The sequence below is a fragment of the Acidovorax sp. GW821-FHT10A04 genome, from assembly GCF_059415825.1.
The window spans coordinates 150,158-163,577 of sequence record NZ_JBWKNZ010000014.1; the positions used below are offsets into that span (position 1 = coordinate 150,158).

Consider the following 13,420-nt stretch of genomic DNA (forward strand, 5'->3'; position numbering starts at 1 on the left):
AACCCGCGCTCAGGCCACGCCCGCCACGGCGCCCTGTGCCTGCAGGGCCGCCATTTCGGCGTCGGTGTAGCCCAGCTCCTGCAGCAAGGCTGCCGTGTGCTCGCCCGGGCCCGGCGGCTGCAGGCGCACGCCGGGGCGCGTGCCGCCGATGGTCAGGGGCAAGAGCGGCACCTTGGATTCGGTACCGTTGTTCAGGCGAATCGGCGCCAGGCCCCCGCTCTCGTTGAGGTGCCGGTCGGCAAACAGCTCCTCGGGCCTGGTGATGGGCGCGAACGGCAGTTCGTTGGCCTCGAAGATGGCCGCCAGTTCCGCCGCGCTGCGGCTGGCCAGGTGCGCGCGCAGCTGCGGCATCATCCAGTCGCGCGCCTGCACGCGGTCGTTGTTGGTTGTGAGGCGCGGGTCGGCCAGCAGCTCGGCCAGGCCCAGGGCCTCGCAGAAGATGGCCCACTGCTTGTCGCTCACGGCGGCCAGGAAGATCTGCTCACCATCCTTCACCGTGAACACGTCGTAGATGGCCCAGGCCGAGATGCGGCTGGGCATGGGGTTGGCCGCCTTGCCGGTGCTGGCGAACTGCATCATGTGCTGCGCCACCAGGAAGACGTTGTTCTCGAACAGCGCAGCCTGCACTTCCGAGCCCTCGTCGCTCAGCTCACGCTGGCGCAGCGCCGCCATGGCGCCGATGGCACCGAACATGCCGCCCATGATGTCGTTGACGCTGGTGCCCGCACGCAGCGGGTCACCCAGGCGCCCGGTCATGTAGGCCAGGCCGCCCATCATCTGCACCACTTCGTCCAGGGCCGTACGCTGCTCGTAGGGCCCGGGCAGAAAGCCCTTGTGGCTCACGTAGATCAGGCGCGGGTTGAGCTTCTTGAGGGAGGCGTAGTCCAGCCCCAGCTTGGCCATGGTGCCGGGCTTGAAGTTCTCGCTCACGATGTCGGCCGTGGCGATCAGGCGCAGCGCGGCCTGCAGGCCCTCGGGCTTCTTGAGGTCGAGCGCGATGCTCTTCTTGTTGCGGTTGAAGGTGGGAAAGAACCCGGCGCCCGAGCCCAGCAGGTGGCGCGTGCTGTCGCCCTCGATGGGCTCGACCTTGATCACCTCGGCCCCCAGGTCGGCCAGCACCATGCCGCAGGTGGGGCCCATGACCATGTGGGTGAACTCCACCACGCGGATGCCGGCGTAGGGCAGGGGTTGGTCGTTGTTCGTTGCGTCAGACATGGCTGGCTCCTTGTACGAAGCCCTTGGGCAAACCCGCCTCGGGCGTCATGCCGTACACCGGCTCGCCGGGCAGCCCGGCCACCAGCGGCGCGCGCGCATCCATCAACCGCTGCAGGTCGATGCCGGTGGAAATGCCGCTGGCCTCGAACATGAACACCAGGTCTTCCGTGACCACATTGCCCGAGGCGCCCGGCGCATACGGGCAACCACCCAGCCCGCCCAATGAGGCATCGAAGGTGCGCACGCCTTCTTCATAGGCCGCCAGGCAGTTGGCCAGGCCCAGGCCGCGCGTGTTGTGCATGTGCGCGGCACCGGCCTTGTCGCCGAGTTCGGCACGCAGGCGCTTGAACAACCGGCGCACCTGGGCCGGGTTGGCATAGCCCACGGTGTCCGACAGGCCGGACTCGTCGGCCCCGGCCGCAACGCACTGCGCGGCCAGCCAGATCACCTCGTCCTCGGGCACCAGGCCCTGCAGGGTGCAGCCGAAGGCGGTGGAAATGCCGGCCTCCAGCTTCACGTGGGGCGCGATGTCGCGGCGCAGGTCCGATATGGCGCGCACCTCCTCGACCATCTCCTCGCGCGTCTTGCGCACATTGGCCAGCGAATGCGCGGCGCTGGCGGAGACGGGCATGGTGAGCTTGTGCACCCCGGCCTCGAGCGCTGCCTGCGCCCCCTTGCGGTTGGGCACCAGCGCCATCACCGTGAGGCCGGGCAGGGTGATGGCATGGCGCACCACCTCGGCTGCATCGGCCATCTGCGGCAGCAGCCGCGCGGGCACGAAGGACGCGACCTCGATCTCGCGCACGCCCGCGGCATGGAGCGCATTGATCCAGCGCAGCTTGTCGGCCGTGGGCATGGTGGCCTTCACCGACTGCAGGCCGTCGCGCGGGCCGACCTCGCTGATCAGCACATCGGGTATTGGGGGCATGGAATCTCCTGGATGCTGGCAATGTTCTATAAGAAAGAACATTGATCTGTCTCATGAAAGTATGAAGAGACTTTTCAGACAGGTCAAGCACCACCGGAAACAAAAAAGCCGTTCTGCAGAACAGAACGGCCTGGTACAAAAGGGACGGTGGCGCTTGCTATGCAGCCTGCTCCGCCAGCTTGCGCTTGCGCGGCGCCTTGGCGGGTGCAGCAGCCTCGGCGGGCTTGCCGATCAACTGCTCCACCAGCAGGCGCACATGGCCCTGCATGACCGGTATGGCCTTGGCATCACCGGCCATGTGGCGCAGCAGGCACTGCTGGAACACGCCGTCGAACATGGCATAGGTGAGGTCGATGGGGGCGCGCACGGGCAGGCCGGCCAGCTCGGACATGCGCGTGAGCACGCGCCAGACCATGTTGGCCAGGCTCTTGTCGATGGCCTCCACATCGGCGCGCAGCGCGTCCTCGAACAGCGACTGCGAGCGGATGTCGTACCACAGCCGATGCATGGGCGCTTCGCTGCGCACCGTTTCGCCCAGCACATCGACGAAGCCGTCCACCAGCTGTGCGAAGGTGGTCGAGCTGTTCGTCACATCGTCGTAGCGCGTGACGCAGCGCGCCTTGTACTGGCGCACGCTGCACAGGATGAGGTCGAGCTTGTCGGTGAAGTAGTAGTGCAGCACGCCGTGCGAGAAGGCAGAGTTCTGTGCGATCTCACGCAGGCTGGTGCGGGCATAGCCCAGTTCGGCCAGCGTCTGCAGTGCGGCCTCGCCCAGCTCGGCGCGGCGTTCGGCGTATTTGTCACGGCGGGGTGCTCTTTCCATCGCGCCATTGTAGGCAGAGCCGGGCAGGGCGCCCATGTCTTTTCATGCATGGACCAGGGCCGGTCGATTGAATTTATGACAAGTGTCAAGAAATTGTCTTGACACTTGTCAAACACATTTCCAGAATCGATTCCGTTCATCGCAGAAAGCGGTGAGCCAACGATCCCAATACCAGGAGACAAGACATGGCGAAGTTCGATTTGACCGGCCGCAAGGCCCTGGTCACCGGTGGCGCGCGCGGCCTCGGTGAAGGCATGGCCCAGGCACTCGCTGCCGCCGGGGCCTCGGTGATGATTGGCGACGTGCTCACGTCGCTGGGCCAGGAGGCGGCGGGCAAGCTGCCCGTGGCCGGCGGTGCCAAGGCCGGCTTCGTGAAGCTCGACGTGACGCAGGAGGCCGACTGGGCCACTGCCGTGCAGGCCACGGTCGAGACGCTGGGCGGCTTCGACATCCTCATCAACAACGCCGGTATCGAGGTCACGGCCCTGGTGTCCGAGATCGAGGCCGAATCGCTGCGCCGCATGCTCGACGTGAACATCGTCGGCACAGCGCTGGGCCTCAAGCACGCGTTTCGCGCCATGCGCCCGGGCGGTGGCGCGGGCAAGGGCGGGGCGGTGGTGAACATCTCTTCGGTGGCCGCGACCATCGCCTTCCCGGCGATCGCCGGCTACTCGGCCACCAAGTCGGCCGTTGACCGCCTCACCCGCGTGGCGGCGATGGAGTCGGGCAAGCTCGGCTATGGCGTGCGCGTGAACTGCATCTACCCCGGCCTGGTGCCCACCGAAATGGGCATGAAGCTCGCCGCCGACGTGGTGGCCGCCGGCCTGTTCCCGTCGCCCGAGGCAGCCGTGGGCGCCATCATCGAGCAGACGCCCGCGGGCCGCCTGGGCGAGGTGGCCGACATGGCCGATGCGGTGGTCTTCCTGTGCTCCGACGCGTCGCGCTTCATCACCGGCGCGGGCCTGCCGGTCGATGGCGGCATGGGCATGTGAGCAGCACAAACAGGAGACCCACCATGAACAAACCCAGCAGCAGCAAGAAACCCGTCGTGGTCTACGGCGCCTCCGGCTACACCGGCCGGCTGGTCTGCGAGTACCTGCGCGAGTACAACATCCCCTTCATCGCGGCGGGCCGCAGCAAGGAAAAGCTCGACGAGGCGATGCGCTCGCACGTGCCCGGCATCGAAACCGCCAGCTACGAGGTGGTGGAAGTGGCGCACACGGTGGAAGCGCTCAGCGCCTTGTTCGACGGCGCCAGTGTGGTGCTCAACACCGTGGGCCCGTTCGCCAAATTCGGCCACGAGGTGGTGCAGGCCTGCCTGGCCACGAAGTGCCACTACACCGACACCACGGGCGAGCAGGACTGGCTCATCACGCTGGAGGCCGAGTACGGGCCGAAGTTCGCAGCCGCCGGCCTGCTGCTGTCGCCGGGCCTGGCGCAGATGTACACCACGGGCGAGATCGCCGCCCAGCTGTGCCTGGAGACGCCGGGCCTCGATACCCTGGACATCGCGGTGTTCTGGGGCGGCAGCCCCACGGTGGCGTCCACCCAGACCATCCTGGTCAATGCCGCCACGTCCAAGGCCTACTACCTGGAGCAGAACCAGTACGTGGAGTGGCAGCCCGATGCCGGGCTGTACAGCCTGGCCATTCCCGGCCAGCACGAGGCAGCACTGGCGCTGCCCTGGGGCGGCACCTCGCACCCCGTGTGGTTCAAGAAGGACCCGCGCGTGGCCAACGTCAAGGTGCTGGGCGGCGTGTTCAACAAGCCGCTGATGCTGGGCGTGCCGCAGATCGTGGCCGCCGCGCTCAAGGCCACCGAGGGCATGAACGAGGAGGACCGCTACGCCGCCCTGGCGCAGACGGCCGCTGCCGTCATGGGTTCCATGCCGCCGCGCGAGAACCCGCGCATTAACAAGTCGGTGGATTCGGTGCATGCGTCGGGTCCGCTGGCACGCGCCCACTGCGTGATCTATGGCAACTGCAACTACAAGCAGACCGGGTTGATGCAGGCCTATGCCGCGGCCCACCTGCTGCAGCAGGCCCCGCGCCGCGTCGGCTTTGCCTCGGGCTGCCAGGCCTTTGGCCACCACGAGCTACTGGGCGTGCTGCGCAGCTTCGGCCTGGTGCAGCCGCCCGTGCTCACGGTGCAGCACTGATCAGGCCGCCCCCATGCGCCTGATCGACTACCTCGACAAGGGGGCCATGCTGGACGAGGACGCGCCGTGCCTGACCATGGGCACGGCCGACCTCTCCTACGGCGAGGTGCAGCGCACCAGCCACCGGGTGGCGAGGGCGCTGCAGCGTTCGGGCATCGCGCCCGGCGACAAGGTGGCCGTGCTCTCCAGCAACGATGCCCTGGCCTTTGCCTGCGTGTTCGGCATCTCGCGCGCGGCCGCCGTGTGGTGCCCGGTGAACCCGCGCAACGAGGCGTCCGAGAACCGTTTCGTGCTCGACGCCTTCGACTGCAGCTGTCTCATCTTCCACAGCGCCTATGCATCCATGGTGGATCAGATGCGCGCGCAGCTGCCCAAGGTGCGCCAGTTCGTCTGCCTGGACGCGGCCCTGGGCTGGGCGCCTTCGTGGGAAGAATGGGTGCAGGGCGTGGGCGACGAGCCTGTGGCCATCGCCCCCGTGGACGACCTGGCCATGATCGCCGGTACCGGTGGCACCACAGGCCAGCCCAAGGGCGTGATGCTCTCGGGCCGCAACCTGGAGACCATGTCCGCCCTCACCCTGATGGGCTACCCCTTCGAAGGCCGGCCGGTCTACCTGGCCCTGGCGCCGCTCACCCACGCGGCCGGCGTGCTGTGCCTGCCGGTGATGGCCCTGGGCGGGCGCGTGGTCATCATGCCCAAGCCGGACCTGGGCGAGTTCCTGGTGCTGGTGGAACGGCACCGGGTGACGCACACCTTCCTGCCGCCCACGCTGATCTACATGCTGCTGCACCACGAAAAGCTGGCCAGCACGCGGCTCGATTCGCTGCAGTGCTTCTGGTACGGGGCGGCGCCGATCGCGGCGGCGCGGCTCGAAGAGGCGCTCACGGCCATCGGCCCGGTGATGGCCCAGCTCTTCGGCCAGACCGAGGCGCCGATGATGATCTCCATGATGGCGCCGCGCGAGCATTTCCATGCCGACGGCACGGTTGCGCGCGAGCGCCTGTCCAGCGCCGGCCGGCCGGGCCCGCTGGTGCAGGTGGCCACCATGGACGGCGAAGGCCGGCTGTTGCCGCGCGGCGAGACCGGCGAGATCGTGGTGCGCAGCTCGCTGGTGATGATGGGCTACTACAAGAACCCCGAAGCCACGGCCGAGGCGGGGCAGGGCGGCTGGCACCACACGGGCGACATCGGCCGGGTGGATGCCGACGGCTTTCTCTACATCGTGGACCGCGCCAAGGACATGATCATCACCGGCGGCTTCAACGTCTACTCGGTCGAGGTCGAGCAGGCGCTGATGCAACACCCCGACGTGCAGGACAGCGCCGTCATCGGCCTGCCCGACGACAAATGGGGCGAGCGGGTGGTGGCCGTGCTGCAGTTGCGGCCGGGCCGCACGGTGCAGCCCGAGGAGCTGATCGCCTTCACCAAGGCGCGCATCGGCAGCGTGAAGGCGCCCAAGCAGGTGGAGATCTGGCCCGACCTGCCGCGCTCCAAGGTGGGCAAGGTGCTCAAGAAGGACATCCGCGCCACCGTGCTGGCGCGCTGAGAAAGAAAGCCATCCATGTCACACAAGGCATTCATCGCGGGTGTGGGCATGGTGCCCTTCGCCAAGCCCGGCGCCAGCGAACCCTACCCGGTGATGGCCGCGCAGGCCGGGCGGCTGGCCCTCACGGATGCGGGCATCGACTACGGCGCGATCGAGCAGGCGTACGTGGGCTACGTCTACGGCGACTCCACCAGCGGCCAGAAGGCCGTCTACGGCCTGGGCATGACGGGCATACCGGTCTTCAACGTCAACAACAACTGCTCGACCGGCTCCACGGCGCTGTTCCTGGCGCGCCAGGCGGTGGAAAGCGGCGCGGCCGACTGCGTGCTGGTCCTGGGCTTCGAGCAGATGAACCCGGGCGCCATCGGCACCGTGTTCAACGACCGGCCCAGCCCATTCAGGGACTTCGACCGCGAGGCCGAGGCCCTGGTCGGCATGCCCGAACTGCCGCTGGCGCTGCGCTACTTCGGCGGGGCCGGGCAGAGCCACATGCGCCAGTACGGCACGCCGCTCGAAGCCTTTGCCCAGGTGCGCGCCAAGGCCAGCCGGCATGCGGCGCGCAACCCGCTGGCGCTGCTGCGCAAGGAGCTGTCGGTCGATGACGTGATGAACGCGCCCATGCTCTGGCCCGGCGTGCTCACCCGGCTCATGGCTTGCCCGCCGACCTGCGGCGCTGCGGCCGCGGTGCTGGTGTCCCAAGCCTTTGCCAGACGCCATGGTCTGCGCACCGACGTGTTCATCGCCGCCCAGGCCATGACCACGGACCGGCCCGACACCTTCGACCGCCACGACATGATGCGCCTGGTGGGCTACGGCATGACCGAAGCGGCCGCGCACCAGGTCTACGAGCAGGCCGGCATCGGCCCCGAGGACCTCGACGTGGTGGAACTGCACGACTGCTTTGCGCAGAACGAGCTCATCAGCTACGAAGCCCTGGGCCTGTGCCCGCCGGGCGGCGCGGCGGCCTTCATCGATGCGGGCGACAACACCTATGGGGGCCAGGTGGTCACCAACCCGTCGGGCGGGCTGCTGTCCAAGGGCCACCCGCTGGGCGCTACAGGCCTGGCCCAGTGCTACGAGCTCACGCACCAGCTGCGCGGCAGTGCGCAGGAACGGCAGGTGCCCGGCGCCCGCACGGCGCTGCAGCACAACCTGGGGCTGGGCGGGGCCTGCGTGGTGACGCTGTACCAGGCGGCCTGAAACCGATCAGCGGGTGGCGGCGGCCTTGGCGCGGGTCTTCGGGGCCGCGGCGGCCGCCTTCGCGCAGTCCGCGCAGCGGCCATACAGCGTCAGCTCGTGGCGCTCCACCGTGAAACCCTTGGGCGCCATGCCGGCCAGGTCGCCCGGGCAGTCGTGCACGTCGAACACGCGCGAGCACACCGTGCACTGGAAATGGTGGTGGTGGTGCCCGTGCTCGTGCTCGGCCGGCTCGTAGCGCGGGCTTTCGCCCGGCAGTTGCACCGCCTGCAGCGATCCATCCTCCAGCAAGGCCTTGATGTTGCGGTAGACCGTGGCCATGCCCAGGCCCTGCACGGCTTCGCGCGCGCTGTCCAGCACCTCCTGTGGGGTGAGGGGGCGCTGGGCATCTGCAATCGCCGCCAGGATGGCGGCGCGCTGCCGGGTGGATCGTTCCATGGGGGGCGGTGCCGCAGGGCTTGTTGTTGATAACCAATTATCAGTGAAAAAATGTGCGCACAGGTGCTGCCCCTGGGTGTGGGCGCAGCCTCCTGTAAAGCCCGCACCCAGGGCCGCCGCATTTTTCTTGCACCCGGTTGCAATTGATATTGATAACGCATTATCATTTAAAGATCATGCGCACCACTTCACTCCTGCCCGTCACCGTTCTCTCCGGATTCCTTGGCTCGGGCAAGACCACACTGCTCAACCATGTGCTGGCCAACCGCGAAGGGCTGCGCGTGGCGGTCATCGTGAACGACATGAGCGAGGTGAACATCGATGCCTCGCTGCTGGAGCGTGGTGCCGCCAACGCCGGTGCAGCGCTGTCGCGCACCGAAGAGAAGATGGTGGAGATGAGCAATGGCTGCATCTGCTGCACCCTGCGCGAAGACCTGCTGCTGGAGGTGCGCAAGCTGGCACTGGAGGGCCGGTTCGACTACCTGCTGATCGAATCGACCGGCGTGGGCGAGCCGCTGCCCATTGCCTCCACCTTCGACTTCCGGGACGAGAACGGCCAGTCGCTCAGCGACCATGCGCGCATCGACACCATGGTCACGGTGGTCGATGCCGCGAATCTGCTGGCCGACTATTCCAGCGCCGATCTGCTGGCCCAGCGCGGGGAGACAGCAGGCGAAGGCGACGAGCGCACCCTGGCGGGCCTGCTGGCCGAGCAGATCGAGTTTGCCGACGTGGTGGTGGTCAATAAGGCCGACCTGGTGGATGCCGACCAGTTGCTGGCAGTGATGGGGGCCGTGAAGGCCCTGAACCCCGTGGCCGAGATCGTCGTGGCGCAGCGCGGCCAGGTGCCGCTGGCGCGCATCCTGGGCACCGGCAAGTTCGACCTGGAGCGTGCCAGCGCCATGCCCGGCTGGGCGAGGGAGCTGGCGGGCCAGCACACGCCCGAGACCGAGGAGTACGGCATCGCGAGCTTCGTGCTGCGCTCGCGCGAGCCCTTCCACCCGGCGCGCTTTGCCGCGCTGGCCGAGGCGCCGATCCCCGGACTGCTGCGCGCCAAGGGCCATGTCTGGCTGGCCAGCCGTCCGCAATGGGCCGTGGCCTATTCACGCGCTGGCAACCGGGCCACGGTGGAGGGGGTGGGCCACTGGTGGGCGGCGTCCAGGCCCGAATACCTGCCGCCGCCCGGCAGTGCAGAGCGCCGCGCCATCGAGCGGCGCTGGCAGGAGCCCTGGGGCGACCGCATCAACGAGATCGTGTTCATCGGCATCGGGCTGGACCAGGGCGCCATCGAGCAGGCCGTGCGCAGCGCCCAGCTGACCGATGCGGAGCGCCGCCTGCCCCCGGAGCGCTGGCGCTTGTTGAGCGACCCGTTTCCCCCATGGGAACGGGTGGAACACCCGGCGCCCGCCTGAGCTGAACCTGCCCGAAGAGGCCACGGCCGGCCAACGACCTGCCTGGGCGGGCGCCAGCCTGTGCCCTCCATTTCCCCATTTTTCACCGAAGGACATCCTGTGCTCGAAGCCATTGGCCTGACCAAACGCTACGGCGACCAGACCGCCCTGCACCCGCTCGACCTGTGCATCCGCCCGGGCGAGATCTACTGCCTGCTGGGCGCCAATGGCGCGGGCAAGACGACCACGGTCAACCTGTTCCTGAACTTCATCGCCCCCGATGGCGGCCAGGCCCTGGTGCATGGCGTGGACGTCACGCGCGAGCCCGTGGCCACCAAGCAGTACCTGGCCTACATACCCGAGCAGGTCAACCTCTACGGCACGCTGACCGGGCTGGAGAACCTGCGCTACTTCGCCGCGCTGGCGCTGGGCGAGGCGCCGCCGCGCACGCGCCTGCTGGAGCTGATGGCCCAGGTGGGGCTGGATGCCAGCGCGGCCGACAAGCGCGTGGCCGCGTACTCCAAGGGCATGCGCCAGAAGATCTGGATCGCCGTGGCGCTGGCCAAGGAGGCCAAGGCCCTGCTGCTCGACGAACCCACCTCGGGCCTGGACCCGCACGCCGCCGCCGAGTTCACCAGCCTGCTGCAGCGCGGGAGCGAGGCGGGCGTGGCCATCCTGGCCACCACGCACGACCTGTTCCACGCCCGGCAGACGGCCACCCGCATCGGCATCATGAAGCAGGGCCGCCTGGTCGAGAGCCTCGACGGCCAGGAGATCAGCGGCACCGACCTGCAGGCCCTGTACCTGCAGCACATGCGGGGCACGGCATGATCGCGCTCATCGCCGCCAAGGACCTGCGCGAGCGCCTGCGCGACGGGCGCCTTTATTGGGCGGGCGGCATCGTCGTGCTGCTGCTGCTCACGGCCCTGGCCGTGGGGTGGGGCCACCAGCGCGAGGCGCGCGCCGAGCAGGCCGCCGCGCAGAACTCCGACTACCAGGACTGGCTGCGCCAGGGCGCGCGCCACCCCCACGATGCCGCCCACCAGGGCATGCACGCCTTCAAGCCCGACGCGGCACTGGCCTTGCTGGATGCTGGCATCAACCCTTACATCGGCAGCACCGTGTGGCTGCAGGCGCACCGCCAGAGCGAGGTGAAATTCCGCCCCGCGCAGGACGCCACCGGCCTGCAGCGCTTCGGCGACCTCTCGGTGGGCTGGATCCTGCAGGTGCTGGGGCCGCTGCTGGTGGTGGTGCTGGGCTTCAACGCCTTTGCGGGCGAGCGCGAGCAGGGCATGCTGCGCCAGACCCTGAGCCTGGGCGTGCCGCCCCTGCGCCTGCTGTGGGGCAAGGCGCTGGCACTGGGCGGGGCCCTGGGGGTGCTGCTGGTACCGGCCGGGCTGGTCGCGGCCACGGCCGTGGCGCTGTCCGCCGGCAGCGGCGAGCGCCTGGAAGCGCTGCTGCGCTTTGGCGGGCTGGCGCTGGGCTATGCGCTGTACCTGGCCATCTTCGTCTTCGCCACGCTCGGGGTGTCGGCCGCCTCGCGCAGTTCGCGCGTGGCCATCACCGTGCTGCTGGCCTTGTGGATCGCCAACGCCGTGGTGGCGCCGCGCGTGCTGTCCGAGCTCTCGCGCGCCGTGTTCCCCAGCCCGACGCGGCTCGCATTCAACCAGGCATTGGCGGCCGACCTCAGGGCCACCTCCGACACGACCTGGATGCAGGCCTTCGGCACCACCGAGCGCTGGAGCAAGGATGTGCCCCTGAACCAATGGGGCAGGGCGCTGAAGCTCGACGACCAGGCCAGCTACGCCGTGTACGACCGCCATTTCGGCCGGCTGTGGGACACCTGGGAGCAGCAGCAGGCCGTGCAGGAGGCCGGCGGCCTGCTGCTGCCGCTGCTGGCGATGCGCAGCTTTTCCAGCGCCATGGCAGGCACGGACTTCGCGCACCACCGCGATTTCACCACTGCGGCCGAGCGCCACCGGCGCGTGATCCAGGACATCGTGAGCCAGGACCTGGTGGACCACGCCGACCCGCTGGGCCACCAGCACTTCGCCTACCAAGCCAGCCCCGCGCTGTGGGCGCGGGTGCCGGCATTTGATTACCACGCGCCGTCCTTCGGCTGGGCACTGGCCCGCAGCGGCACCAGCCTGCTGATTCTGTGTGCCGGCCTCGCGCTGGCGGTGGCTTTTGCCTGCGTGGCCGTCGCACGGCAGCGGGCGCTGTAGGAGACATCGGTGAACCCATCTTCCCCATTCCAACGCTTTCGCCTCGTCGCCCGGCAGGAGCTGAGCCTTCTTGTGCGCGACCGCAGCCTGTGGCTGGTGGGCGGCCTGTTCCTGCTGCTCGTGGCCTATGCGCTGTTCAACGGCATGCTGCAGACGCGCCAGCGCGACCAGGCCCAGGCCGCCCTGGTGGCAGCCGACAGCCAGGCACGCGCCGGCCAGCGGGCGCAACTGGGTCGCATCATGGCCGGCACCGAGGTGCCCACGCCCTTCGGCAACCCGGCCAACCCCGCCAACATGGCGGGTGGCCTGGGCGCTCACCATGCCGTGATGCCCAGCGCGTCGCTGGCGCCCGTGGCCCTGGGGCAGACCGACCTGTTCCCTGCGCAGTTCAAGGTCACGCACCAGAGCAAGGTCAACTTCCTGCACAACAACGACATCGAGAATCCCTGGCACCTGCAGAGCGGGCATTTCGACCTGGCCTTCGTCGTGGTCTACCTGCTGCCGCTGCTGATCTTTGCGCTCAGCTACAACCTGCTGTCGGGCGAGCGCGAGGATGGCACGCTGCGCCTGCTGCTGTCGCAGCCGCTGGCGCTGCCCACGCTGGTGGCGGCCAAGATCGCCGTGCGCGCGGCCGTGCTGCTCGGGGCTGCGGTGCTGGTGCCGCTGGCGGTGCTGCTCATCGCCCGGCCCCAGGCGCTCGCCGCGCCGGGCGCCACCCTGTGGTGGGCGCTGGTGGTGGGGGCCTATGCGCTGTTCTGGTTCACGGCGGTGGTGGCGGTGAATGCCTTCGGCTGGTCGTCGGCCACCAACGCCATGGTGCTGGTCATCGGCTGGGTGGTGCTGGTGCTGGTGACGCCGGTGCTGCTGAACATCGCGGTGACCCAGGCCAGCCCGGCGCCCTCGCGCGCCGAGCTGGCAGCGCGCACCCGGGTGGTCACGGCGCAGGCCATGTCGCACAACGCGGCGCTGCTGGCCACCGACTACACGCACGTGGACCAGCCCGAGACACTGGTGCCCCGGGGCGGCCGCCTGCCCATGAGTGGCCGGGCCATGGCCAATTACCGCATAGAGCGCCAGGTGGACGAGACCCTGCGGCCCGAACTGGAACGCTTCAATGCGCAGCAGGCCCGCCAGCAGGCGCTGGTGGCGCGCTTCAGCGCACTGTCGCCCGCGGCCGTGGCCTACGAGGGCATCACCGCGCTGGCCGGCACGGGGCACAGCCGCAACGCCTGGTTCCTGGCGCAGGTGGCCAGCTACCACCAGGCCTGGAAGGACTTCTTCTACCCCCGCATCGACGGCGGCCTGGCCCTCACCGAGGCCGATTTTCCACGCATCCCCGCCTTCCACTGGCGTGAGGAGCAGGCGGGCGCCGTGCAGGCCGAGGCCGCACGCACGGTGCTGCAACTGCTGCTGCCCACGCTGGTGCTGCTGGCGCTGGCCGGCTGGCGGCTGCGCCGCTACCGCGTGGTCTGAGCCCGATCCCCATGTCAACACTTCAG

At 69.0% G+C, this 13,420-nt stretch carries 12 protein-coding genes; 8 read left to right on the forward strand and 4 right to left on the reverse strand.

Annotation, left to right across the window (positions count from 1 at the left end; all coding sequences use genetic code 11):
• Positions 1-9: 9 nt before the first annotated feature.
• The 3 genes from AC07PF_RS25605 to AC07PF_RS25615 all read right to left on the reverse strand — a co-directional run bounded on the left by AC07PF_RS25605 (position 10) and on the right by AC07PF_RS25615 (position 2,966).
• Positions 10-1,215 (reverse strand): CaiB/BaiF CoA transferase family protein, encoded by a 1,206-nt coding sequence (locus tag AC07PF_RS25605; RefSeq protein WP_494613730.1) that lies wholly within the window; start codon positions 1,213-1,215, stop codon positions 10-12.
• The gene (locus AC07PF_RS25610) at positions 1,208-2,143 is read right to left on the reverse strand and encodes a hydroxymethylglutaryl-CoA lyase (protein WP_494613731.1); all 936 of its coding nucleotides are present in this window, start codon (positions 2,141-2,143) and stop codon (positions 1,208-1,210) included. Before AC07PF_RS25610 ends, AC07PF_RS25605 begins: the two co-directional genes overlap by 8 nt.
• A 157-nt stretch (positions 2,144-2,300) precedes the next feature.
• Positions 2,301-2,966 (reverse strand): TetR/AcrR family transcriptional regulator, encoded by a 666-nt coding sequence (locus AC07PF_RS25615; protein ID WP_108016464.1) that lies wholly within the window; start codon positions 2,964-2,966, stop codon positions 2,301-2,303.
• A gap of 185 nt (positions 2,967-3,151) precedes the next feature.
• Between AC07PF_RS25615 and AC07PF_RS25620 the strand changes: the two genes are divergently transcribed.
• Genes AC07PF_RS25620 through AC07PF_RS25635 form a run of 4 tightly spaced genes read left to right on the forward strand, consistent with a single transcriptional unit; the run spans position 3,152 to position 7,870 of the window.
• Complete coding sequence (locus AC07PF_RS25620; RefSeq protein WP_145696702.1) at positions 3,152-3,958, forward strand: SDR family oxidoreductase; 807 nt, start codon at positions 3,152-3,154, stop codon at positions 3,956-3,958.
• Between the two features lie 23 nt (positions 3,959-3,981).
• Complete coding sequence (locus AC07PF_RS25625; RefSeq protein WP_007850884.1) at positions 3,982-5,124, forward strand: DUF5938 domain-containing protein; 1,143 nt, start codon at positions 3,982-3,984, stop codon at positions 5,122-5,124.
• Positions 5,125-5,137: 13 nt separating this feature from the next.
• Positions 5,138-6,670, forward strand: a complete 1,533-nt coding sequence (locus AC07PF_RS25630; RefSeq protein WP_494613732.1) for an AMP-binding protein — start codon at positions 5,138-5,140, stop codon at positions 6,668-6,670.
• A gap of 15 nt (positions 6,671-6,685) precedes the next feature.
• Positions 6,686-7,870 (forward strand): lipid-transfer protein, encoded by a 1,185-nt coding sequence (locus tag AC07PF_RS25635; protein ID WP_494613733.1) that lies wholly within the window; start codon positions 6,686-6,688, stop codon positions 7,868-7,870.
• Between the two features lie 6 nt (positions 7,871-7,876).
• Here AC07PF_RS25635 and AC07PF_RS25640 read toward each other — a convergent pair whose 3' ends face one another.
• Positions 7,877-8,305 carry a Fur family transcriptional regulator gene (locus AC07PF_RS25640; protein ID WP_494613734.1) on the reverse strand — a complete coding sequence of 143 codons (429 nt, stop codon included), beginning with the start codon at positions 8,303-8,305 and terminating at the stop codon, positions 7,877-7,879.
• A gap of 176 nt (positions 8,306-8,481) precedes the next feature.
• Between AC07PF_RS25640 and AC07PF_RS25645 the strand changes: the two genes are divergently transcribed.
• The 4 genes from AC07PF_RS25645 (at position 8,482) to AC07PF_RS25660 (ending at position 13,394) form a co-directional block, all read left to right on the forward strand.
• Positions 8,482-9,717, forward strand: a complete 1,236-nt coding sequence (locus AC07PF_RS25645; RefSeq protein WP_494613735.1) for a GTP-binding protein — start codon at positions 8,482-8,484, stop codon at positions 9,715-9,717.
• Positions 9,718-9,816: 99 nt separating this feature from the next.
• Positions 9,817-10,527, forward strand: coding sequence for an ABC transporter ATP-binding protein (locus tag AC07PF_RS25650; RefSeq protein ID WP_494613736.1), 711 nt, complete (start codon positions 9,817-9,819; stop codon positions 10,525-10,527).
• Entirely contained in the window at positions 10,524-11,921 is a 1,398-nt protein-coding gene (locus tag AC07PF_RS25655) for an ABC transporter permease subunit (RefSeq protein ID WP_494613737.1), read from the forward strand. Before AC07PF_RS25650 ends, AC07PF_RS25655 begins: the two co-directional genes overlap by 4 nt.
• A gap of 9 nt (positions 11,922-11,930) precedes the next feature.
• The gene (locus tag AC07PF_RS25660) at positions 11,931-13,394 is read left to right on the forward strand and encodes an ABC transporter permease subunit (RefSeq protein ID WP_494613738.1); all 1,464 of its coding nucleotides are present in this window, start codon (positions 11,931-11,933) and stop codon (positions 13,392-13,394) included.
• The last annotated feature ends 26 nt before the right edge of the window (positions 13,395-13,420 follow it).

What these genes read in the sequence shown, in the direction of transcription:
- AC07PF_RS25655 (WP_494613737.1), top strand. Translation starts at nt 10,524, where the DNA reads ATGATCGCGCTCATCGCCGCCAAGGACCTGCGCGAGCGCCTGCGCGAC.
- AC07PF_RS25615 (WP_108016464.1), bottom strand. Translation starts at nt 2,966, where the DNA reads ATGGAAAGAGCACCCCGCCGTGACAAATACGCCGAACGCCGCGCCGAG.
- AC07PF_RS25620 (WP_145696702.1), top strand. Translation starts at nt 3,152, where the DNA reads ATGGCGAAGTTCGATTTGACCGGCCGCAAGGCCCTGGTCACCGGTGGC.
- AC07PF_RS25610 (WP_494613731.1), bottom strand. Translation starts at nt 2,143, where the DNA reads ATGCCCCCAATACCCGATGTGCTGATCAGCGAGGTCGGCCCGCGCGAC.
- AC07PF_RS25625 (WP_007850884.1), top strand. Translation starts at nt 3,982, where the DNA reads ATGAACAAACCCAGCAGCAGCAAGAAACCCGTCGTGGTCTACGGCGCC.
- AC07PF_RS25630 (WP_494613732.1), top strand. Translation starts at nt 5,138, where the DNA reads ATGCGCCTGATCGACTACCTCGACAAGGGGGCCATGCTGGACGAGGAC.
- AC07PF_RS25635 (WP_494613733.1), top strand. Translation starts at nt 6,686, where the DNA reads ATGTCACACAAGGCATTCATCGCGGGTGTGGGCATGGTGCCCTTCGCC.
- AC07PF_RS25645 (WP_494613735.1), top strand. Translation starts at nt 8,482, where the DNA reads ATGCGCACCACTTCACTCCTGCCCGTCACCGTTCTCTCCGGATTCCTT.
- AC07PF_RS25605 (WP_494613730.1), bottom strand. Translation starts at nt 1,215, where the DNA reads ATGTCTGACGCAACGAACAACGACCAACCCCTGCCCTACGCCGGCATC.
- AC07PF_RS25640 (WP_494613734.1), bottom strand. Translation starts at nt 8,305, where the DNA reads ATGGAACGATCCACCCGGCAGCGCGCCGCCATCCTGGCGGCGATTGCA.